Annotated in this window: 14 protein-coding genes; 7 read left to right on the top strand and 7 right to left on the bottom strand. The window is 61.8% G+C overall.

The window, feature by feature from the left end; genetic code table 11:
• The first annotated feature begins 37 nt into the window (after positions 1–37).
• The 3 genes from CKW32_RS06105 to CKW32_RS06095 all read left to right on the top strand — a co-directional run bounded on the left by CKW32_RS06105 (position 38) and on the right by CKW32_RS06095 (position 2,752).
• Positions 38–901 (top strand): LysR family transcriptional regulator, encoded by an 864-nt coding sequence (locus CKW32_RS06105; protein WP_032888174.1) that lies wholly within the window; start codon positions 38–40, stop codon positions 899–901.
• A gap of 76 nt (positions 902–977) precedes the next feature.
• A complete protein-coding gene (locus CKW32_RS06100) occupies positions 978–1,655 on the top strand; it encodes a sterol desaturase family protein (RefSeq protein ID WP_095184345.1) in 678 nt (225 codons plus the stop codon).
• Complete coding sequence (locus CKW32_RS06095) at positions 1,652–2,752, top strand: SMP-30/gluconolactonase/LRE family protein (RefSeq protein ID WP_095184344.1); 1,101 nt, start codon at positions 1,652–1,654, stop codon at positions 2,750–2,752. The genes CKW32_RS06100 and CKW32_RS06095 overlap by 4 nt, the downstream gene beginning before the upstream one ends.
• A 311-nt stretch (positions 2,753–3,063) precedes the next feature.
• On the opposite strand, the gene CKW32_RS06090 is transcribed toward CKW32_RS06095, so the two are convergent.
• The 5 genes from CKW32_RS06090 to CKW32_RS06070 form a co-directional block, all read right to left on the bottom strand.
• Positions 3,064–3,444, bottom strand: a complete 381-nt coding sequence (locus CKW32_RS06090) for a hypothetical protein (protein WP_095184343.1) — start codon at positions 3,442–3,444, stop codon at positions 3,064–3,066.
• 2 nt (positions 3,445–3,446) lie between these two features.
• The gene (locus CKW32_RS06085; protein ID WP_095184342.1) at positions 3,447–4,442 is read right to left on the bottom strand and encodes a hypothetical protein; all 996 of its coding nucleotides are present in this window, start codon (positions 4,440–4,442) and stop codon (positions 3,447–3,449) included.
• A 137-nt stretch (positions 4,443–4,579) separates the two neighbouring features.
• On the bottom strand, positions 4,580–5,641 hold the full coding sequence (locus CKW32_RS06080; protein WP_095184341.1) for a lipocalin-like domain-containing protein: 1,062 nt from the start codon (positions 5,639–5,641) through the stop codon (positions 4,580–4,582).
• Positions 5,631–8,093 carry an FtsX-like permease family protein gene (locus CKW32_RS06075; protein WP_095185003.1) on the bottom strand — a complete coding sequence of 821 codons (2,463 nt, stop codon included), beginning with the start codon at positions 8,091–8,093 and terminating at the stop codon, positions 5,631–5,633. The genes CKW32_RS06080 and CKW32_RS06075 overlap by 11 nt, the downstream gene beginning before the upstream one ends.
• Before the next feature lies 1 nt (position 8,094).
• Positions 8,095–8,763 carry an ABC transporter ATP-binding protein gene (locus tag CKW32_RS06070; RefSeq protein WP_095184340.1) on the bottom strand — a complete coding sequence of 223 codons (669 nt, stop codon included), beginning with the start codon at positions 8,761–8,763 and terminating at the stop codon, positions 8,095–8,097.
• Positions 8,764–9,032: 269 nt separating this feature from the next.
• Between CKW32_RS06070 and CKW32_RS06065 the strand changes: the two genes are divergently transcribed.
• Both CKW32_RS06065 and arnT read left to right on the top strand, forming a co-directional pair.
• On the top strand, positions 9,033–9,713 hold the full coding sequence (locus CKW32_RS06065) for a histidine phosphatase family protein (protein ID WP_032887292.1): 681 nt from the start codon (positions 9,033–9,035) through the stop codon (positions 9,711–9,713).
• Between the two features lie 171 nt (positions 9,714–9,884).
• Positions 9,885–11,549, top strand: coding sequence for a lipid IV(A) 4-amino-4-deoxy-L-arabinosyltransferase (gene arnT / locus CKW32_RS06060; RefSeq protein WP_095184339.1), 1,665 nt, complete (start codon positions 9,885–9,887; stop codon positions 11,547–11,549).
• An 11-nt stretch (positions 11,550–11,560) separates the two neighbouring features.
• Here the strand turns inward: arnT and CKW32_RS06055 are convergent, their stop codons facing one another.
• Positions 11,561–17,824: a non-ribosomal peptide synthetase gene (locus tag CKW32_RS06055; RefSeq protein WP_095184338.1), complete on the bottom strand. Its 6,264-nt coding sequence runs from the start codon at positions 17,822–17,824 to the stop codon at positions 11,561–11,563.
• A 488-nt stretch (positions 17,825–18,312) separates the two neighbouring features.
• Here CKW32_RS06055 and CKW32_RS06050 point away from each other — a divergent pair, with 488 nt between their 5' ends.
• Together CKW32_RS06050 and adeC are read left to right on the top strand one after the other, a co-directional pair.
• Entirely contained in the window at positions 18,313–19,107 is a 795-nt protein-coding gene (locus tag CKW32_RS06050; protein ID WP_095184337.1) for a helix-turn-helix transcriptional regulator, read from the top strand.
• Complete coding sequence (gene adeC / locus CKW32_RS06045) at positions 19,107–20,525, top strand: AdeC/AdeK/OprM family multidrug efflux complex outer membrane factor (protein ID WP_143499323.1); 1,419 nt, start codon at positions 19,107–19,109, stop codon at positions 20,523–20,525. Before CKW32_RS06050 ends, adeC begins: the two co-directional genes overlap by 1 nt.
• A 383-nt stretch (positions 20,526–20,908) precedes the next feature.
• On the opposite strand, the gene CKW32_RS06040 is transcribed toward adeC, so the two are convergent.
• Positions 20,909–21,313, bottom strand: coding sequence for a RidA family protein (locus CKW32_RS06040; RefSeq protein ID WP_032887285.1), 405 nt, complete (start codon positions 21,311–21,313; stop codon positions 20,909–20,911).
• Positions 21,314–22,556: the final 1,243 nt, after the last annotated feature.

Genomic DNA, 22,556 nt, shown 5'->3' with positions numbered 1-22,556 from the left:
GTTCTACAATGCCCCCCATTCATCCCCAGGGGTTTTCATGGACATCGAACTGGCACGCACCTTCCTCGAAATCACCCGCTGCGGCAGCCTCGCAGCGGCGGCCGAGAAACTGCACGTCACCCAGACCGCCATCACCGCACGGGTCAAAAGCCTGGAAAGCCAACTGGGCAGTACGCTGTTCATCCGCAACCGCGCGGGTGCACGTCTGACCGCTGACGGCGAGGCCTTCGTGGTTTACGCCAACCAGTTGCTGCAAACCTGGGAAGCCGCGCGCCGCGACCTGCCGTTGCCCGATGGCTATCGCAATGTGCTGCATATCGGCGGAGAGGTCAGCCTGTGCAACCCGCTGATGCTCGGCTGGGCCCAGGCGCTGCGCGAGCATATTCCCGGCCACGCATTGCGCACCGAAGTGCGTGAAGGCGAATACCTGTTGCGCCAACTGGAACTGGGAGTGCTCGACGCTGCGTTGGTGTTCCAGCCGCAGTACTGGCCGGGGTTGCAGGTGGAGCAGGTGCTGGAAGAAAAACTGATCCTGGTGCAATTGGTCAGCAAGCCGGCGCCGTACGTTTACATCGACTGGGGCCCGGGCTTTCGCCAGCAACATGACGCGGCCCTGCCCGACAAGGCCCGCGCTGCGGTGAGCTTCAACCTCGGGCCTTTGGCCTTGCAGTACATCCTCGAAAACGGCGGCGCCGGGTATTTCCGCACGCGGGTGGTGCAAAGCTACCTGGACAGCGGTGTGATGCAGCGTGTGGCCAAGGCGCCGGAGTTCAGTTTCCCGACCTACCTGGTGTATTCGCGGGCGCGGGATTCGGCGGTGTTGCAGCAGGCCCTTGAGTTATTGCGCGACGTGGTCAAGGCCGAAGGTGACTGGTCGCAACGCTGGGATCCGCTGATGTGAAACGGACTATGGACTCGCACAATCGCGAAGGCGGACTAAGCTCAGTCACCACCCAAAAATAATATGAGTCCCGACCATGCCCGACGCTACCGAGGCTTTCCGTGCCCGCTACCGCGCCGCGGTTTCCGCTCGCTACAACCCCTGGCTTCATGGTTTTTTTGTACTGGGTTACGGCATCGCCTGCATCACCCTGGCCTGGTCCACCACTGAGCAGATCACAGCGCTGCAATGGCTGACCGTGCCGTTGACCCTGCTGTTCTTCAACCTCTGCATCTACCTCGTGCACCGCCATCTCGGCCATCACAAACACGCCTTTGCGCGCTTGTTCTACGCACGCCATACCGGTGACCACCACAGTTTCTTCACCCCTGGCCACATGACTTACGACAGCCCACGGGACTGGCGGGTGATCCTGTTCCCGGCCTGGTTGATCGTGCTGCACAGCCTGGCCATCACGCTCCCCGCCTGGTGGCTGCTCAAGCAACTGAGCCCCAACGTTGCTGGGCTGTTTGCCGGGTGCATGCTCCTGGGCTACCTGTTCTACGAAGTGTTCCACGCCTGCGAGCACCTGCCTGCGGAGCATCCGGTGGCGCGCCTGCCGTGGATTCGCCAGATGCACCGGCTGCATGCCTTGCACCATCGTCGCGAGCTGATGCAGGGGCGCAATTTCAATATCGTCCTTCCCCTGATGGATTACCTGTTCGGCACCCTGCACTGGGAGCCGAACCCCAACGACAACCAGGAATCGTCATGAGTACCCGTCCAAAAAAACTGCGCCATCTGCTGTTTGTGTTGCTGCTGGCGGTGGTCGCCTTTCTGCTGCTGATGCCCACCAAGGTACAACCGGTGAACTGGTCACCGCCCAAAGCGCCATCGATGAAGGATGGCCCTTTCGCCGAAAACCAGCGACTCAAGGCTGTACAGAAAATCGGCGCCCAGGACATCGCCGGGCCGGAGGCGTTGCTGTTGGATGCACAGGGTTTGCTCATCAGCGGCCTGCATGACGGGCGCATCATCCGCACATCGCCCGACAGTCAAAGCCTGGAAGTACTGGCCAATACGGGCGGTCGCCCACTGGGACTGGCGATGCACCCGGATGGGCGCTTGATCATTGCCGATGGGGTGAAAGGCCTGCTCGCGCTGGACTCGAACCGCCAACTCACTTCCCTGAGCACCAGCGCCAATGGCGCGCCCTTCGGCTTTACCAATGACGTCATCGTGGACGCCAGCGGCCGCTATGGGTATTTCAGCGATGCGTCGAGCCGCTGGGGTTATGGGCAGGACGGCGAAGCGGTGATCGAACATGGCGGCGATGGGCGGCTGCTGCGTTACGACTTCAGCAACGGCAACACCGAGGTGTTGCTCGACCAGCTGCAATTCGCCAACGGCGTAGCCCTGGGCCCGGACGAAAGCTACGTACTGGTGAATGAAACTGGCGCCTACCGCATCAGCCGTTACTGGCTCAAAGGAGAACGTACTGGCAGCCACGACCTGTTTATCGACAACCTGCCCGGCCTGCCGGACAACCTGAGTTTCAACGGCCGGGACCGTTTCTGGATAGCGCTCTACTCACCGCGCAACCCGTTGCTGGACAGCTTCGCCGGCTACCCGCTGCTGCGCAAAGTGATGGTGCGCGCACTGATGGTGGTGCCCAAGCCCATCGAGCGCAAAGCCTTTGTGTTGGGGTTGGATACCAACGGCAAGGTCATCGCCAACTTGCAGGATGGCAGCGCGGGCAACTACTCACCGATTACCACGGCGCGGGAGTATGGCGACTGGTTGTACCTGGGCTCGTTGACGAACACGAGCATGGCGCGCGTGCCGTTGCAACTGGCGTTAAAGCCGGAGTGAAGAGAGGGTCAGTTTGGTCCGTACGGGGCGCCTGAGATCAAAAGCAGAGAACAAGCCTAAGCCAGCCGGAGGTCTATCTGATGCATGAAGATCAAATGTGGGAGTGGGCTTGCCCGCGATGAGGGAGTGTCAGTTGATACATCTATGACTGACCCACTGCCACTGGGGTCAGGCCCCATCGCACATCTGGACTGAGTCCACTAAAAAATCGATTGGCTCTAAGGCTGCCGCGCTTCTGCCTTTAATCTGAAGCCGCCCGGTCAACCACGTAGGCCGACAGCTATGTATGCGGTCAAGCTGCCCAATGAGATTCAGTCAATCGGGATGTCGCACCATCTTCGCCAAACGACCCAGACGACTGTGGCAATAGTCCAAATTAAGCCGAGATAATAGGGCCACAACACCCAACGCCTGAGTGTTAACGGAACAGACGCCAGTTCGGCCTCGGTCACCACACCTGCTTTCACATGACGCGCTGAGTCTGACAGGTACTCAAACATCAACAACATGCGGTATTGCCTGTCGATCCACTGGTTTCGTCTCCAGAATCGCTTATTGTCGCGGACTCTTTCGTTCTGACTGAAATAACTCTCCACCTTGTCCAGTTTTGTGTATTCGGCAAACAGCATCAGCCCCAAAACGACAAACATCCCAACAAAATGCACAAGGGTAAAGGCAAGAAAAAACGACACGATTAAGCTCCCTGTGGCTCGAAGATCAACTCACCATTAACCTCTAGAATCTTTCCACCCAGTAACGCACCTTCATCACCTAGAACAGAGCCTCCCGCGTGCCCCCCCGCAGCGCCTCCGATAACTGCGCACGCAAGCGCACCTTGTGACTTCAAGGAAATGCCCAAAAATATGTGACACGCACGATGAGCGATGGCAGCGCCATACTTTCCCCCGACAGCCGCCCCCGAAACCGCCCCCACCAACCTCCCCGTCTCCACATACTTCGCCCTCCGACACTGCGCCTCCCGCCCCGTCACACACGCCTCCTTGATCTCCAATCCCGCCACGCCTACGTCCAGCGCCAACCCCACATACGTGCCTTTGCCCAACCACTTTGACATCTGCGCGATCTCCCGAATCCGCTGCGCGTACCCGGCGATCTCACCCTTCTTCAGATAGCTTTTCGTGGAAATCCCCAGCAGCTTCTTCAACCCCTGATTACCCCGCAAACCCGTGCCATAGCGCGCCGCGCCTTGCAATTGGGTGTCCAACAGCGACAACAACACCTGGCGCTGGCGAAAAAATGCCTGCCGGTCCAACCCACCGTCCCGAAAGCGCTGATGCAACCGCTCAATGTCCTCCAGCGTATGCGCCACCTCGTCCAGATGCCGCGACCACGCCGACGTCACGCTGCCCACCCCGATCGAGCTGTACGCCAGAAAGCTCTGCAGCAAGTCATAGTTATTGATCACCGCCGTTCCGACTGACGCGTCTTGCGCCAACTGCCGGTGAATTTCTTCCGCCCGGCGCATCAACCAGGCCTCCTCCAACGAACACGTCACGCTGTAGGCATCGGGAATAATCACCATCTGACCCGGCGTCACCAGCCCATGGCGCAGGTGCCGATTCAACACATCAAAATGATCAGAACGCTGCCGGCTCGGAGCACTACCCATCAAGCGGGATTTCACACTCGGATAGTCCATCGTGCGGTCGTTGAGATAGCTCTGCGCCATGCCTTACATCCGGGATGCAATGAAGATGGCGTCGAAATATAAGCAAGCAGATACACCCCGGACACAACCCGAGGAAGGCTGAATAACATTTGGGAAGTTACCTACGTCAACGCGGACAAGCGCTTACGGAAGTACCCTCAATACCCGGTCATTTCCAGGTAGCCCACGCCCCCGTCAAACCTCACCGGCCCTTCCCAATACGGAATGCTCAGGTTCATCCAGGCGTTCGGGTTGACGGCTTCAGTGGTGATATCCAGCTGTTTGCCAGGTATTTTCAGCGACCAGCGCGTCGGCAGGTTGCGCCCATCGATGGCCGTGGTTTCCAGCGGTGTCAGCTGGATGTCAGCGTTATGCAAGGTCTCTGTACGTCCCTGGGCGTCGATCCAGGTGCCGGTGAGATAACCGCCGCCGTCCTTCTGGCGTACGCGAAACAGCATCAGTTGCGCGCCCCGGTCGAGGTGCAGGGAGAACCAGTCCCAACCGGTCTGGCTGGCGCTCAGTGGTTGGCTGCTCCATTCGCGGTCGAGCCACGCCGGGCCAGTGACTTGATAGGTTGTGCCATCGATGCTGACGCTGCCATTGGCGGTGAAGAACGGCTGGCTGTAGTAATACGACGCCTGGCCCTGGTCGGATTTACGGCTGTAGCCGTTGTCACCTTGCAACACCAATGGACGGCTGGAGGTCAGCCGCAAGTCGTAGGCGAAGTGCTCTGCGCTGGCCTTGAGTTGCATATCCGCCAATGCACTGACCGCGCCAGGACGGCTGGCAAAGTTCCAATCGTCAATCCACGCATTGAACGGCGCTGCCTGGGCACCGGCCTGGCCAACGCCGCCACGGGCCAGCCGTTCGGCGGCGTAATGGCGGTTGGCGGAGGTGACGGCGGCATGGCCGAGCCACACCGTCGAATCCCGCCAGCCGGCCTGGGTCGGCCCGGCTTTCAAGGCGTTGCGAAATAGCGTCCATTGCACGCCGAACGCATTGCCTTGGGCGTCCTTCAGATTGGCGGTGACGTACCACCACTCGATGCGAAAGCCGTCATGGGGGCCATGGTCCTCGGGAAAGCTGAACACCTTGCCGGGCAGCACTTGGGCAAAGTCCGCCGCATCGCTGCCCAGGCCTGCAAAGCTCTCTTGGGGCGCGGGGGCTTTGTCACAAGCCGCCAGCAGCAATAACGCGCACATCAACGCCTTAATCTTCATGGGCAAAGATCCTCAGCAAATCCGCCGGACGGCTGCGGTACAGCTGCCACAACGGCCAGGCCGATGCCAACAATGTGGCGAGCATCGCCAGCCCGAGCAATTGTGCGAGCTGCCACGGGAACACCTGCAGCGGCAGCCGCCAACCAAAGGCCTGCACGTTGATCACCGCGTCCAGGCACCATGCCAACAACACCCCCAGCGGCAACGCCAACATCAGGGTGAGCACCGCCAGCAGCCAGGTCTGGCCCAGGTTCAGCAACATCAATTGTCGACGTGTCACGCCCAGCGCCCACAGCGGTGCGAGTTGGCCGAGGCGGCTCTGGCTCTGGGTCAGCAGGCTAATGAACAGCGCTACGCCGGCCACGCCCAAGGTCAGGCTGTTGAGGGCCGCAGTCGCGGCGAAGGTGCGTTCGAAAACCTGGCTCGACCAGCCCTTGAGTTGCTGTTGATCGACGATGCGGCTGTCGTCCAGGGCAAATGCGCGCTGCACTTCTCGCACCAGTGGCGCTACATCAGACGGCGCGACGCGCAGGTTGAAGCGCGCGGGTGAGAGCGTCGGCCAGTGCGCCAGCAGGTGTTCGGAATTGACCAGGATATGCCCCTTGGGATTGCCGTAATCCGCGTAAATCCCCACCACCTTGGGTGACCAGAGGCCTTGAGGCGTGGGGATATCAATCGAATCCCCGAGCCTGACTGAAAGCCTGCGCGCCAACTGCTCGCTGAGCATCAAGGTGTCGTCACGCTGCAACCGGTCCCAAGGTGCATCGGCAGCGTCCAACAAGGGCCAGTGCTCGCGATAGGTCGGATCGTCGACCACCCCGAACAGATCCGCTGGCCAGCCCTGCACTTGCACGGCGATCTGCCAGGTAGGCAACACCCTCTGCACCAGCGGTTGGTGCGCCAGCCAAGTGCTGAGCTGATCCGCCTGGGCCGGGGTTTGCGGGTTGAGGTACAGCTCGGCAGTGAGGCGTTGTTCCAGCCAATGATTGAAGGTGTGGCGAAAGCCCGAGGTCATGGAGCCCGCGCCGATATTCGCGGCCAGGGCCAGTAGCAGCGCCATCAGTGCCAGGCTCAAAGCCGGCAGTTGTTGGCGGCAATCGGCAAGAAACCACTGGCCAAGCACTGAACGGCTGCGCCCCAACACGGCCTTGAGCAGCCCGTTGAGCAATACCGGCAAGCCCAAGGCCGCGCCGAGCAGTAAGGTCGCCATCAATACAAACCCCGCCGCCAAGCTGTCGCCCAGCCAAAGCGCCAACAGCGCGATCAGCAATGCCGTTCCGGCGACCCAGCCCTGACGCCGTAACCAGCGACCATGGGCCTCGTGCCAGGCCTGGGCGTTGGCCAGCGCCAGCAACGGCAAGCGCGCCGCCCGCCACACGCTGCTGGCCCCGGCCAGTAAGGCACCCAACAGGCTCAAGCCCAACCCCGCCAGCCACCACCATGGACTCAGGCTCAACTGTCCCGGCACTTCGGCGCCATATAACCCGCGCAGGCTGGCAGCCACATCCGGCAGCAGCAGGCTGGCCAGAAGGTATCCGCTGGCGACGCCGAGCACGCCGCCCAGCAGCGATAACGCGCCCAATTCCACCCCAAGCCCGAGGATCAACAAACGCGCACTGACCCCACAGGCACGCAAGGTGCGCAGCAGTCCGCGGCGTTGCTCCAGGGCCAGGCCGATGGCGGCGTGCACAATGAACAGCCCCACCACAAAGGACAGGAAGCCCAGCGCATCAAGGTTCAGGTGGAAGCTTTCGGTGAGGCGCGCCAAGTTGCTGTCCTCGCCCTGCCTGAGTTGCAGCCCGGCGGGAGGCGTGAGATGGCTGGCGGCGAAGGCCTTGTCCAGCAGCAGCCGCGACAGCTGCCCAGGCATCTCAAGCAAAGGTTGAGCAAAGCCGATATCGGTCAGTAACAGCCCGGGCGCCATGTCCGGCTGGGCTTGCAGCGGCGGCAGGCGTTGCCCGTTCAGCGCCAGGGGTTGCTGCCCTTCGTGCAGCCCCAGGGCCTGCAAGGTTTGGGGCGCGATCCAGGTACGCCCCGGAGGGTCAAAGAAGGCGAGCATCTGCGCCTGGCTCAAGCGCTGCCCCGCTACCGCGCCGCTGCCGGGCAACGACAGCGGGTCGAGGCCCATCAATTGCAGGCGTACGTCCTCATGCCCCTTGAGCTGCAACCGCCCCTGCACCACCGGCGACACCGGCCAACCCGCGCGGCGCAGTTCGGCAAACAGCGTTTGCGGGAAACTGGCAGCGTCCGGCGCACTGAGACTGGCTTGGGGTTCGCCGCCGATCAACTGGCTGGCGCGGGCATAGCTGTCGCGCGCCTGACTGTTGAGGGCCTGCACGCCGGTCAAGAGTGCGGTGGCCAGCCACAAGCCGGTGAGCACACTGAAAAACTGCACCGGGTGGCGCCGCCAATGGCTGAGCAACGCGCGCAGTGTCCAATAAAACACCGCCATTTCAGCGAGCATCCGCAGGCAGGACGCAGCCGTGATGCAACACCACCTGCTGGTCCAGCCGTGCGGCGATACGGGGGCTGTGGGTGACCATCAACAAGCTGGTGGGGCTGTCGCGCAACAGGTCCAGCATCAGTTGCAACACCTCGTCGCTGGTGGCTTCGTCGAGGTTGCCGGTGGGTTCGTCAGCCAACAGCAAGCCTGGCCGCGACGCCAAGGCACGCCCTACCGCGACCCGCTGTTGTTGGCCGCCCGAGAGCTGTTCCGGATAGCGCTTGAGCAAGTCGCCCAGGCCCAGGCGTTCCACCAACTGCACCTGCCAGAGCGGATCAAAGCGCCCCGCCAGCCGGGCCTGGAACGCCAGGTTGTCGTCGACGCGCAAACTGCCAATGAGGTTGAACTGCTGGAACACCAGGCCAATTTCAGTGCGCCGCCAGTGAGCCAGTTGCGCCTCGCTCATCTGGTCGAGGCGCTGCTCACCCACTTGGATACTGCCGCGATCCAACCGATCAAGCCCGGCCACCAAGTGCAACAAGGTGCTTTTGCCACTGCCCGACTCGCCCATCAACGCCAGGCTGCTACGTGCGGCCAGGTGCAAATCCACACCTGCCAACACCGCCAACGGGCCTTGAGGGGTGGCATAGCTTTTGAAGACACCTTGCACCTGCAGCATGGGAGCACTCGATTGATGGGCGGCCATCGAGAATAACGGCTGCGCCTTGGGGCCACGCAAATTTTTCACATGGATTTCACCGGATGCCCACTCGCCCACCTCTAAATTGCCGGTTATGCGTCACGCGTCGACCACTTGTTAAGTTGCCACGCCTGATAACTTTTAACCGCCCCATGTTCAGCGAAAAGACAGCAGCCCTGTGACAGCCTCCTGTTTCACTGCGGCTATTCGCCAACACGTTGCGCCTAACTAATACAACATTGCCAACAATGTCCAAGGTGAATGAAGTGGTAGACATTACCCTGACCAAACCGCGCTCGCCCCGGACTTTTTTCAAGCGCCTGCAACGGCTGTATCCAGGCATTGCCGTGATCACCGTGCTGCTCGCTTGCAGCCTGTTCTGGCCGGCCTCGCCACGGGACCTTGGCGTGGGCAACAGTCTGTTGACCTCACAGGTTATGCCGCTGTGGCGTGACGGCGACGTGATCGTGCTGGTGCGTCATGAAGAGCGCTGCGACCGTTCTACCAATCCGTGCCTGGGGCCAGTTGAAGGCCTGACGATCAACGGCAGCGAACACGCCGAAAACCTCGGCAACGCCTTTAAATCATTGGGCATGGAAGGCAGCGACGTACTCGCCAGCCCGGCCATCCGTACCGCCCAGACCTTGCGCTTTATGTTCGGTAAAAACGAGCTGACCTCCGGCCAGCAGGCCGTCTGCGGCGCCGCCATGGGTGAAGAACTGCTCAGCCACAAACAGCCGGGACGCAACCTGGTATTTGTGACGCACAGTGGCTGCATCGCCGACTTCGAAAAAACCCAGGGCTTCCCCCATGCGGCATTCCCCGAGTACGGCAGCGCCCTGTTCGTGCAAGTGTTGCCCAACGGTAAATTCAAGACACTGGGCATCATGAACAATCCGGACTGGCCGGCTGCGCTCAAACACCTCTAACTCATTGCCTGTGTTCAGCAACAAGACAGCCCTGTTCTGGCATGTTTAGTTGCGCCTTTTAATTAAGCACCCCCTGACTCTCTCCTGTTACTTAGTGACCGCAGTGACTGTTTGCACGATGAGCTTATTACTTAAAAACCCTGGCCTTAAACGTCAAGGAGCGACGTTTTCATGACGCGTTTAAATCCGCTGTACCTATTGTTACTCGCCTTCGCCGCGTTCTATTTATTGCCCTTGGGCCTGCACGGCCTGTGGATCCCGGATGAAACCCGCTACGCCCAGATCAGCCAGGAAATGCTGCAGACCGGTAATTGGGTGGCGCCGCACTTCATGGGCATCCGCTATTTCGAAAAACCCGCCGCCGGTTATTGGCTGATTGCCCTGGGCCAAGCGGTGTTTGGCCAGAACCTGTTCGGTGTACGCATCGCCTCGGCCCTCACCAGCGGCTTGAGCGTGCTGCTCGCCTACCTCATCGCGCGTCGCCTGTGGAGCGATCCGCGCAAAAGCTTCGCCTGCGCGCTGCTGTACCTGAGTTTTGGCCTCGTGGCGGGGCAAGCGGGGTATTCCAACCTCGATCCGCAGTTTACGTTGTGGGTCAACCTAAGCCTGGTGGCGCTATGGTTCGCCCTCGGCAGCCGCACGTCGCGCGGCCGACTGGGAGCCTGGACGCTATTGGGGTTTGCCTGTGCCATGGGTTTTATGACCAAGGGCTTCCTGGCGTGGGCGCTGCCGGTCTTGATTGCCGTGCCGTACGTGCTCTGGCAGCGGCGCCTGGGTCAGCTGCTGCGGTATGGCCCGCTGGCGATTGGCGTCGCAGTGCTGGTGTGCTTGCCCTGGGTCCTGGCGATCCACAACCAGGAACCGGATTTCTGGCGCTTCTTTTTCTGGAATGAACACATCCGCCGATTCAGCGCCGACGACGCGCAACACGTACGGCCCTGGTGGTTCTTCCTGCCAATCATCGCCGTGTCCTGCCTGCCCTGGGCCGGCCTACTCCCCAGCACCCTGCGCCAGGCCTGGCAGCAAAAACGCGAGCCAGCCATCGGTTTCCTGACCCTATGGCTGCTGTTGCCCCTGGGCTTTTTCAGCTTGAGCAACGGCAAGCTGCCGACCTACATCATGCCGTGCCTGTTGCCCCTGGCGTTGCTGATGGGCCACACCTTGAGCGACCTGCTGCGCAACGGCCGCGCCCGCCAGATCAGCCGCAATGGCCTGCTCAACTTCGTGATCGGCATGGCGGCCATGATTGGCCTGATCTACCTGCAAATCGCCAAGCCCTTGTACAGCAACAGCCATGCCGAAATGTTCAGCCTGTCCCTGGCCTTTATCGTGTTGCTGGTGTGGATCCTCACTAACCTGCTGCAAGCCTTTCGTCCGCTCACGCTGTGGGCCATGCCGGCCTTGGGCATCGGCGTGCTGGTGATCCTCCTGCCTGCGAGCATGCCGGCGCAGATCGCCGATAACGAAATGCCCGACCAGTTCGTGCTGGAACACCTGGACGAGTTGCAACATACCCATGCCCTGTTGAGCAACGAACTGGGCAGTGCCAGCGCCTTGGCCTGGCGCTTGCAACGCGCCGATGTGGCGCTGTATGACACCGAGGGCGAGTTGCGCTACGGCTTGCAGTTCGCAGATTCAGGCACGCGAAAAATCGAGTTGGATCAGGTACAGGCCTGGCTGAACGACGCGCGCCAACACGGCTCGGTGGGCGTGCTGATGCGCGTCAACAGCACCAGTGAAATGCGCGAGGCCGGGCAACTGCCGCTTGGAGGCAAGCGTTATTCCAAGGGGTACCTGGAACTGATCCTGTATCCGCAGTTGCCTGCTCCACATTGACTGCTTTCATATTAGATCCGACGCCGACGACCAAGCTGCGGAATCGCCGTCTGCGGCACCTCCACCTTCACCACCTGCGCCACCGTGCACGCAGCCAACTGCGCCAGCGTCGGCTGGCTGAACAACGTCCGCGCATCCACCTCCAACCCCGCTTTGCGCAGGCGCGCCACCAGGTTCACGGCCAATAACGAATGCCCGCCCAGTTCGAAGAAGTGGTCGTGGCGCCCTACCCGCTCCAGCTTGAGCACCTGCGCCCAGATCCCGGCCATCAAGGTTTCCACTTCGCCCTGGGGCGCTTCATAGGCGCGGCTGAGCACCGCCTCCAGCCCTGGTTCTGGCAGGGCCTTGCGGTCGAGTTTGCCGGCGGGGTTGAGCGGCAGTTCATCAAGCTGTACGAAGGCCGACGGCACCATGTATTCCGGCAACTGCGCCAGCACATGGGTGCGTAAGTCTTCCAGGCTCGGCGCCGGGCCGCGCACGGTGAAGTAGGCAAGCAGACGCTCATCACGAATCAACACCGCCACCTCACGCAGCGCCGGATGTGCCAGCAGGCACGATTCGATTTCCCCCAGTTCCAAACGGACGCCGCGCAGCTTGACCTGGAAGTCGTTACGCCCGAGGAATTCCAGATTGCCGTCCGGCAGGTAGCGCACCAGGTCGCCGGTGCGGTACAGCCGATCCCCTTGTACAAACGGGCTGTCGATAAAGCGCTCGGCCGTCATCTGCTCCAACCCCAGATACCCACGGGCCACGCCGACACCGCCGATATGCAACTGGCCGCTGACGCCCATGGGCACCGGCGCGTCGTGTTCGTCCAGCACGTACAGGCGCGTGTTGTTGATCGCCCGGCCGATGGGCAATTGCAGCGCGGGCACCGGCGCGCCGGGCTCCAGGGTCCAGGCGCTGCTGTCTACGGTGGCTTCGGTGGGGCCATAGACGTTGTGCAGGCGCACCTTGGGCAAGCGCGCCTGCACGCCACGGGCCAGGGGTTCGGTGAGCTCGCCGCCGCCACACAGCACATCGGTGAGGCTGGTGCACAGGGCGGATTCTTCCAACTCAAGGAACTGCTGCAACATCGCCGGTACGAATTTGATCACGGTGATCTGCTGCTCGCGAATCACGTGTGCCAGGTAGGCCGGCTCACGATGACCATCGGGCCGCGCCAGGACCAATCGCATGCCATTGGCCAGCGGCCAGAACAGCTCCCAGACCGATCCGTCGAAGCTGAACGGCGCCCGCTGCAACAGCGCTCCGCCCTCGGCGTTAGGACACAGTTGCGAGCCCCAGTGCATCAGGTTGCCCAGGCCGCGATGTTCGATCATCACGCCTTTGGGCGTGCCGGTGGAGCCGGAGGTGTACATCACGTAGGCCAGGTTGGCGACGCTCAGCCCCGGCACCGAAGGGTTGCCCTCCGGCGCGTGGCTCCAGGCACAGTGGTCAAAGTCGATCACCGGGATGGCGACTTCACCCGGCAAGTCGCGGGTGGCCGCGTGCACCAGCAGCGCCACCGGCTGGCTGTCCTGGAGCATATAGGCCAGGCGTTCGCGGGGGTAACCGGGGTCCAGCGGCACATAGGCGCCACCGGCCTTGAGGATGGCGAGCAACCCCACCACCAGGTCCAGGCCGCGCTCGACGCACAGCGCCACGCGGGAATCCGGCTGCACGCCACGCTCACGCAGGTAAAAAGCCAGCCGGTTGGCGCGCTCGTTGAGTTCGCGATACGTCAGTTTCTGCTCGCCGGCCTGCACCGCCACCGCGTGCGGAATGTGGCGAGCGTGGGCCTCGAACAGCGCCTGGACGGTAAGGGTTTCGGGGTAGTCGGTTGCGGTGGCGTTGAAGTCCAACAGCAGTGTCTGCAATTCACGGGCGGGCAGCACCTGCACGTCCCGCATCGGTGCTTGCGGTGTATTTTCCAATGCATCCGCCAGGTTGATCAGCGTCGTTTCCATATAGTCCAGGATTCGCTCGGCGCCGACCTTGCGCGGTGCCTTGGCCTTGAGATGAAAACCGCTGGCGGTATCGTCCACGCTGAGCATCAGCGGGTAGCTGAGGATGTCTTCGGCGCTGACCAAAGCGATGCCCGGCACCAGGACGAGGTCGCGCTCGGCATCGGTATGACGGTAATTGAGCAGGCTGTTGAACAGCGGCGTCGCGCTGCTGCAACGCTGGGCCAAGGCCAGCGAAGCTTGCTCATGGGCGAGCAAGGCGCTGAGTTGGCGATGGGTGTCGCGCAATGCGTCCGCCACGTTTTGCCCGGCCAGATGCAGACGCAATGGTAGGGTATTGATGAACATGCCCAAGGCCCGGTCGGCGCCCTCGCCTGCCTGCAAACGGCCGAGCAACACGGTGCCGAACACGCCATCATCACGGCCCGCTACGCGGCTGAGCACCTGGGCCCAGGCCAGGTGGAACAGGCTGGCAGCACTGACGCCCAAACTACGGGCCTGAGCACGCAAGCGCAGATTGAGGTCATCACTCAGGGCACGCTGGGCTTCTTCGGTGTCGCTACGATTGGCCTGGCGCTCCTGCAGGCCGAAGGCCAACGTAGGCTCGTCCACATCCCCCAGCAGTTCACGAAAGAACGCCTCATGGGCGGCCTGGCGCGCCGGTGAACGAGACTGCGCCACCACCGTGCGATATGGCACCGGCGTCGGCAATTGCGCTTGTTGGCCGAGCAGATGGGCGCGAAGTTCCTGCATCAGAATCGTGGTAGACGTGGCGTCGTTCACCAAGTGATGAAAGCGCAATCGGGCGACCCAACCCGCGGGCGCTTCGGCATAGTCCAGCGCCATCAACGGTGCCTGGCGCAAGTCCAAAGGCCTATCACCCTCACGCCACGGTTCAACACGCAAGCGCGCCGCGCGCCACACCACCTGCATCGGCTGCTCCAAGGCTTCCCAGGCCAGGCTGGTGCGCAAAATATCGTGGCGGTCGATCACCTGTTGCAAGGCTTGGGCAAAGGCGTCCAGTTGCTCGCGCCGTTCAAAGCTGAACAGTGCCTGTTGCTGGTACGGGTCGTGCTCATCGGTGAGGTGGTGGTAGAGCAAACCTTCCTGCAGCGGCGCCAGGGGGTAGATTTCCTGCACGTTGGCCGCGCCCCCGGGAATAGCCGCGACGATGCCGTCCAGGCTGGTTTGATCCAGCTCGGCCAGCGCCAGTAAATCCGAGGTAATGTGGCGGCAGTCAGCAGGGATGCGATTGGCCGGCACTTGCACTTCGCTGCCTTCACTCACCGCCGCCAACGCCGCCAGCGTCGGCTGGCCGAACAGCACTTGCACATCGGCGCGCAAACCGGCCTGGCGCATGCGTTGCACCAATTGCACCGCGAGCAACGAGTGCCCGCCCAGTTCGAAGAAATGGTCGTGACGGCCCACGTGCTGCACCTGCAACAGCTCGGCCCAAAGCTGCGCCAGGACGGTCTCAACACCGGCGCGCGGCGCTTCGAACCGTCGAGTGACGAATGCCGCCTGGGTCGGCGCCGGCAGTGCCTTGCGGTCGAGTTTGCCGTTGGCGGTCAGGGGCCACGCGTCCAGGGGAATGTAGGCCGCTGGCAGCATGTAGTCCGGTAATGAGTTTTGCAGATGGGTGCGCAGGGTTTCGATGTCGACGGCCTGGCATGGGATAAACCAGGCGAGCAATTGCCCGTCGCGAGACTGCACCACGGCTTCCTGGACGTCCGCGTGGGTGGCCAGGGCCGATTCGATCTCCCCCAGCTCGATGCGCATGCCACGGATTTTCACCTGGTCGTCATTGCGGCCCAGGTATTCAAGCTGACCGTCGGCCAGCCAGCGCGCAAGATCGCCGGTGCGGTACATCCGGCCCGGCGCAAAGGGGTTGTCGAGAAAGCGTTCGGCACTCAGTTCCGGGCGGTTCAGGTAACCGCGCGCCACGCCTTTACCGCCAACGTACAACTCCCCCGCCACGCCAATGGGCACCGGGCGCTGCTGGTCATCCAACAGGTAAACGGTCGCGTTGGCGACGGGCGCACCGATGTGCAACAGCTGGCCCGCATCGACGCGACCGGAGGTGGCAACCACGGTGGCCTCGGTGGGGCCGTAGTTGTTGATCACGTCAAAGGTTTGTGCGCGTGTGAAGCTGCGTAGGCGATCGCCGCCGATCAGCAAGGTGCGCAGGGTCGGATGCTCCAAACGCTGGCTGAAGGCGTATTCGGCCACGGGGGTCGGCAGGAAGCACACGTCCAACGGCTGCGCGCGCCACCAACCGAGCAGCGCGTCGATGTCTTCCGCACCGTCATGGGCCGGTGGCAGGTGCAACGTGGCCCCCACGCACAACGCCGGCCAGACTTCCCACGCCATCGCGTCAAAACCGAAGCCGGCGACGCTGGCGGTGTGGCTGCCCGCCTGCAGATTAAAGGCCTGGCAGTGCCAGTCCACCAAGTTGCAGACGCTGTGGTGTTCGACCATCACGCCCTTGGGCAAGCCGGTGGAGCCGGAGGTGTAGATCACGTAGGCGAGGTTCGACGGTTTGACCGCAACATGCGGGTTGGCACCCACCTGCAGCGTCGGTCGGTCCAACTCAACCACCGGCAGCGCCAGGGCAGACAGGCGATGCCGCAAATCGTGCTGGGTGAGCACCGCCACCGGCGCGCTGTCTTGCAGCAGATAGCTCAAGCGCTCAGCGGGATGGGCCGGGTCGACCGGCACGTAGCAGGCGCCGGCTTTGAGGATCCCCAGCAGGCCCACCAGCGTGTCCAAACTGCGCCGGGCCAGAACCGCCACGCGATCATCGGGCTGCACGCCCAGCTCAATCAGTTGATGGGCCAATCCATTGGCTTTTTGATTGAGTTGGGCATAGGTCAACTGACGGCCCTGGTAGATCGCAGCCACTGCGTCCGGCGTGCGCACGGCCTGGGCTTCGATGCGTGCGTGCAGGGTGTGCGGCTGCGCAATCGGCTGTGCGGTGGCGTTCCACTCGTGCAGTCGGGCCTGTTCGGCGGCTGTGACCATGGAGAACGCACCGACAGGCAACTCGGTGTTATCCAGCCCTTGCTCCAGCAACCCGGTAAAGCGCTGGGCCAAGGCGAGCACCTCGTCGTGCTGGAAGTACGCCTCGTTGTACACGCAATGCAGCGTCGCGGTGCCCTGGCAGCGGTTGCTGCGCAAGTGGATGGCAATCGGCAGCGGTTCATGGTGGTTGGACACCTTGATTGCGCGGGCCTGGGTGGCGCCGTAGCGCAGCTCATGGTCGTCCTGCTCGAAGGACACCGACAGGTCGAACAGTTGGGCGCGATCCGCACGGCGCAGGCCCAGTTCGCGATTCATCTCGCTCAACGGAAACCGTTGGTGACGCAAATCCTGCTTGAGCTGGTCGCGCACGCCGCGTACCAAGGCGCCGAACGGCAGTTGTTCATCGAACTGAAAACGCACCGCACTGACTTGGGCAAACAGCCCTACGGTGGCGCGAAAACGCGCGTTGGAGCGGTTGAGAATCGGCAGCCCGACCACCCAATCCGGACGCTGGGCGGCGCGGGTGAAATACACATACATCGCCGCCAACAGCACATGAAACGCCGAGGCCTGATAACGGCTGGCCACCTGTTCCATGCGGTCAAGCAAAGCAACCGAAAAGGGTTGCGCCAGGGTGTTGCTGGTCGCGTTGGCGAGCTGCTTGGGCGTGAGCAACGGTTCCGGCAGCACCTGGTATTTGTCCAGCCAGTAGGCGCGGTCGCGGACGAAGCGGGACGAGCTGCGGTAGCGCTGGTCGGCGTCGATAAAGTCGATATAGGACGGTGCCGCCGGCTCCGATGAACGACCTTGTTCAAGGGCGGTGTAGAGCTGCGCCAGGGATTGCAGCATCTGGCCAAAACCCCAGCCATCAAGGATCACGTGATGGGCCTGGGTGCCGAGGCGGTAGTGGTTGTCGGCGAGTTTGACCAGGAAGAAGTGGAACAGCGGCGCGCCCTCCCTCTGATAAGGCCGCGCCATGTGCGCCTGCATCAAGGCCTGGCTGGCGGCCTGTGGGTCGGGCAATGCGGATAAATCGTACTGGGCCACTTCCGTCAACAACGCGAGGGCGAAGGTTTGTCGAGGCAAGCCGTGGTCGTCGCTGTGCAGTTGAGTGCGCAGCGCATCGTGCCGGGCCACCAACTGCTCGACAGCTCGTTGAATCAATTCAGGCACCACTGCACCTTCGAAGTCGACATAACCGCCGATGTTGTACAGCGGCGAATCGCCCATCCGCAGTTGGTCGAGCCAGATGTCCTGTTGGGCCGCGGTGAGGGGAAAACTGGCCGGCAGGCTGGAAAATTGCTGCATAAGATCCTTCTCATGGGTGTCAGGCACTGGCCGCGCAGGGAGCCCCATTACGGCGAAATTGCCGGATTTGAGCATGGGGGGTTGGGGCTGTCTGTCACCCTAAACCCGGACATTCAAATGGATGGATCCCGGTTGACTGAAGGTTCACAGCTGAAACGATTAAAGAGCTGTAGGAAATTGGCTATACGCGGTCGCTACTGATTTTTTACAACCTCATCTCGATAAATATATTTTCTATGTAAATCAGTATCTTAAGTTAAATTCAAAAAGATTCAGCCGTTCACTTAGTCGGAAACAGCTCTCAGAAACGTCGAATTAATGACGTGGTTTTTATGGCAGTTTGTGTCCCTCGTTTCCGCTACATACGTAGGAAGAATCCCCTGGCTAAATAAAATCTCGAGTGCCGACTCTCGTTCATGAGGAACGGATCGCCCCCCAGAGGCCCAGGGAGTTCGTTGACGGTTTTCGACATCAAGGATGAGATGGCTATGAGTTTGAAGCGCAGCATGGGTAACACACAGAGCCCGAATTTCTTCGCTGAAATGGGTGAATTGATTGCACACAGCGGCCATGAGGCGTTTGCCGACCATATGCTGCATCTGGTCAGCAAATGGGTGCCGATCCACTTGGTGGACCTCAGTGAGTGGACCCTCGACGAGCTGCGCGATCGCGTGCTCGATATCAAGCTGCTCGGCAGCGCCGGCCAGAAGCAGGACTTGCCGCCGCCCCTGGCGGTGTGCCAGTTGGATGACCACCCGCTGCTACTGCAAATGCTCAGCATGCAGGACCCACTGCTGATCCAGATGAACGCCAGACCCAACAGCGCACACCCGCGCGGCACCTCGCACCAGTGCAACCTCGTGTCGCGCCAGGGTAGCCGGCGCTGCGTGATTTCGTTCTACCGGCCGCCGACCCAGCGCGGGTTTTCCCTGGCCGAGTTGTCGTTTCTCAAGTGCCTGTCGGACACGCTGCTGCCGCTGATCGAACGCCACGCCCAGATCCTGCGCCAGGCGCCGCACGACCAGTCCGAGCCGGGCCATACACTGCTTGAGCAATCGCAATTGCAGCGTGAGTTCTATAAGCGCCTTTCTCTCGGAGACATCACCCTGTCGGCCCGCGAGCAGGAGGTGTGCCTCGGGCTGTTGACCGGCGGCACCGTGCCGCAGTTGGCGGAAAAACTCAGTGTTAAAAACAGCTCAATCGAGACCTACCTCAAACGCGCCGCCGCCAAGCTGGGTGTGAGTGGCCGGCATGGTTTGGCCAAATGGATGGTAGGCGCTTGATGAAAAAACTCACCCTCACCGGCATGGTCTTCGTGCTGGGTGGCTGCTCGCTGATCCCCGAGTACCAGCGGCCCGAAGCACCGACGCCTGGCCAGTACCCCCAGAGCGGTGTGTATGCGCTGGCACAGGCCGGCACGCTGACGCCCTCCTCGGACTGGCAGCAGTTGTTCCATGACCCCGCACTGCAACAGCTGATCCGCGATGCGCTGGTCAATAACCGTGACCTGCGGGTGGCGGCGCTGAACGTCGAGGCATTCCAGGCGCAGTACCGCATCCAACGGGCCGATCTGTTCCCGGCGGTGTCCGCCACAGGTGCCGGCACCCGTCAGCGTGTGCCTGGGGCTGTGAACGGCACCGGTAAACCGGCGATTACGTCCACCTATTCCGCCACCCTCGGCATCAGCGCTTATGAGCTGGATTTTTTCGGCCGCGTGCGCAGCCTCAGCGAACAGGCGATGCTCACTTACCTGGGCACCGAAGAGGCACGGCGCAGTGCGCAATTGAGCCTGGTGGCCAACGTTGCCAATGCCTACCTCACCTGGCGCGCCGACCAGGAACTGCTGGCCCTGGCCCAGCAAACCCTGGCGGCCAACGACCACAGCCTGCACCTGACCAGCCGCAGCAAATCGGCGGGCAAAGCCTCGGCCCTGGACGTGGTGCAGGCGCGCACCAGCGTCGAAAGCACCCGCGCCAGCGTGGCACGGTATGAGCGCCAGGTTGCGCAAGACCTCAACAACCTGGCCCTGCTGGTGGGCGGCCCGGTGGACCAAACCCTGCCGTCCCGTCCTCTGGCGGATGACCTGATAGCCCGTGTGCCCGCCGGGCTGCCGTCGGACCTGCTGCAACGCCGCCCGGATATCCTTCAGGCCGAATACCAGTTGCGCGCGGCCAACGCCAATATCGGCGCCGCCCGTGCGGCATTCTTCCCGTCGGTAAGCCTTACGGCCAACGCCGGCAGCACCAGCACCGAACTGTCGGGGCTGTTCAAGGGCGGCTCCGGCAGTTGGACCTTCCAGCCGCAAATCAACCTGCCGATCTTCAACGCCGGCAGCCTGCGCGCCAGCCTCGACTACACCAAGCTGCAAAAAGACATCGGCGTGGCGCAGTATGAAAAGTCCATCCAGACCGCCTTCCAGGAAGTCGCCGACGGCCTGGCGGCCCGGCAGACCTTTACCGACCAACTCAACGCGCAACGGGACTTCGTCGCCGCCAACCAGGCGTATTACGACTTGGCCCAACACCGCTATCGCAGCGGCGTGGACAGCAACCTGACCTTCCTCGATGCCCAGCGCTCGCTGTTCAGCGCGCAACAGGCATTGATCGTGGACCGGCTGGCGCAGCTGGTGGCGGAGGTGAACCTGTATACCGCGCTGGGCGGTGCATGGGGAGATGGGGCGGTGCTGACGAGCCAGCGCTAGCGGAACTGTCGAGTGAGTGCTGTCGAGCGGGCCTACAGTGGTGAGCAGGCTTGCTGTGGTGAGCAGACTTTATTGTGGTGAGAAGGCCTACTGTGGTGAGCAGACTTATTGTGGTGGGCAGGCCTACTGCGGTGAGCAGACTTATTGTGGTGGGCAGGCCTACTGCGGTGAGCAGACTTATTGTGGTGAGCAGGCCTACTGCGGTGAGCAGACTTATTGTGGTGAGCAGGCTTGCCCTGCGCTGGGCTGCGAAGCGGCCCCAATACTGAGGAATGCCGATTGCCAGACACTCCGCGGTGATGGGTTTTGGGGCTGCTGCGCAGCCCAGCGCAGGGCAAGCCTGCTCACTACGAAAGCCCGCTCACAACGATGATCGAGAAGCCCTACTTCAGCGTAATCACCGCCTCCGCCTCGACCTCGATCAACCATTGCGGCAACGACAAGCCGCTGACGATAATCCACGAAGAAGGCGGCGGGTTATGGGGAAAGCGCTCACGCAAGGCCTCAGCTATCGGCTCCTGCTGATCACGTGCGGACTCGACGATATATAGCCGCAGCATCACCACATGGGACAGGTCACCACCGACCTCGGCCAAGATCTTTTCGATATTGTCCAGCGAGGTAGCAACTTGCTCGGCCATGCCTGGGCCGACCGTACGCTCCTGGGCATCCACCCCGACTTGGCCTGAAAGCAGAATGCGCCGGCCAACGGGAACCTCAATTGCCTGGCTGAAGCCATATTGCAGAGAGTTGAATACGCTTGCGGGATTGATGACATTGCGTTGCATAACGGGTCCTTGTTGTTAGTTGGAGCGTAAGGCTGACTCAAACAGTTTCATGTCTCAATAAGCGATACATCTGCCAGGCAGCAAAGCCAATGAGACAAACACCGCTCGTTCGGTTAAGCAGAGTAAAGTCCGGGTTTTCGACACGCATTTTCTGATGGTCGCCCCACCCAGCGCGTACAGCAGCTGCGCTGAAAATGACTCCAAAAGAAAACCCGGCAAATGAAAATACCACCCAATGCCATCCAGTTGCGCACAGCTGGCAATCACACAAGAAGAAGTGGCCGCGATGGTGAGTGGGCTTGTGGTGATGAGCAGGCTCTTTGTGGTGAGCAGGCTTGCCCTGCGCCGGGCTGCGAAGCGGCCCCAGTACTGAGGAATGCCGTTTGCCAGACACTCCGCGGTGATGGGTTTTGGGGCTGCTGCGCAGCCCAGCGCAGGGCAAGCCTGCTCACTACACAGAGCCTGCTCGCCACAACACAATGTGTGCACTCGCGACGCTAAGCACTGCAGATCGTAATCGCCCTCAGGACTTCACTGCGATCATCCAGCCATTACTCCCCACATGGACGTGAGCAGGTTTATTGTGGTGAGCAGGCTTGCCCTGCGCTGGGCTGCGAAGCGGCCCCAGTACTGAGGCATGCCGTTTGCCAGACACTCCGCGGTGATGGGTTTTGGGGCTGCTGCGCAACCCAGCGCAGGGCAAGCCTGCTCACCACAAACAGCCCGCTTGCCACAACACAAGGTGTGCACTCGCGACGCTGAGCACTGCAGATCGTAATCGCCCTCAGGACTTCACTGCGATCATCCAGCCATTACTCCCCACATGAACGTGAGCAGGTTTACTGTGGTGAGCAGGCTTGCCCTGCGCTGGGCTGCGAAGCGGCCCCAGTACTGAGGAATGCCGTTTTCCAGACACTCCGCAGTGATGGGTTTTGGGGCTGCTGCGCAGCCCAGCGCAGGGCAAGCCTGCTCACTACAAACAGCCCGCTTGCCACAACACAATGTGTGCACTCGCGACGCTGAGTACTGCAGATCGTAATCGCCCTCAGGACTTCACTGCGATCATCCAGCCATTACTCCCCACATGGACGTGAGCAGGTTTATTGTGGTGAGCAGGCTTGCCACAACACAATGTGTGCACTCGCGACGCTAAGGACTGGAGATCGTAATCGTCATCAGGACTTCACTGCTATCATCCAGCCATTACTCCCCACATGGACGTCTCTATGCACCTGATCGCAGC

The organism is Pseudomonas sp. Irchel 3H9 (assembly GCF_900187495.1).
Lineage (GTDB): Bacteria > Pseudomonadota > Gammaproteobacteria > Pseudomonadales > Pseudomonadaceae > Aquipseudomonas > Aquipseudomonas sivasensis.
The sequence above is the reverse complement of the archived record's forward strand: the minus strand, read 5'-3'. Positions and strand labels throughout refer to the sequence as shown.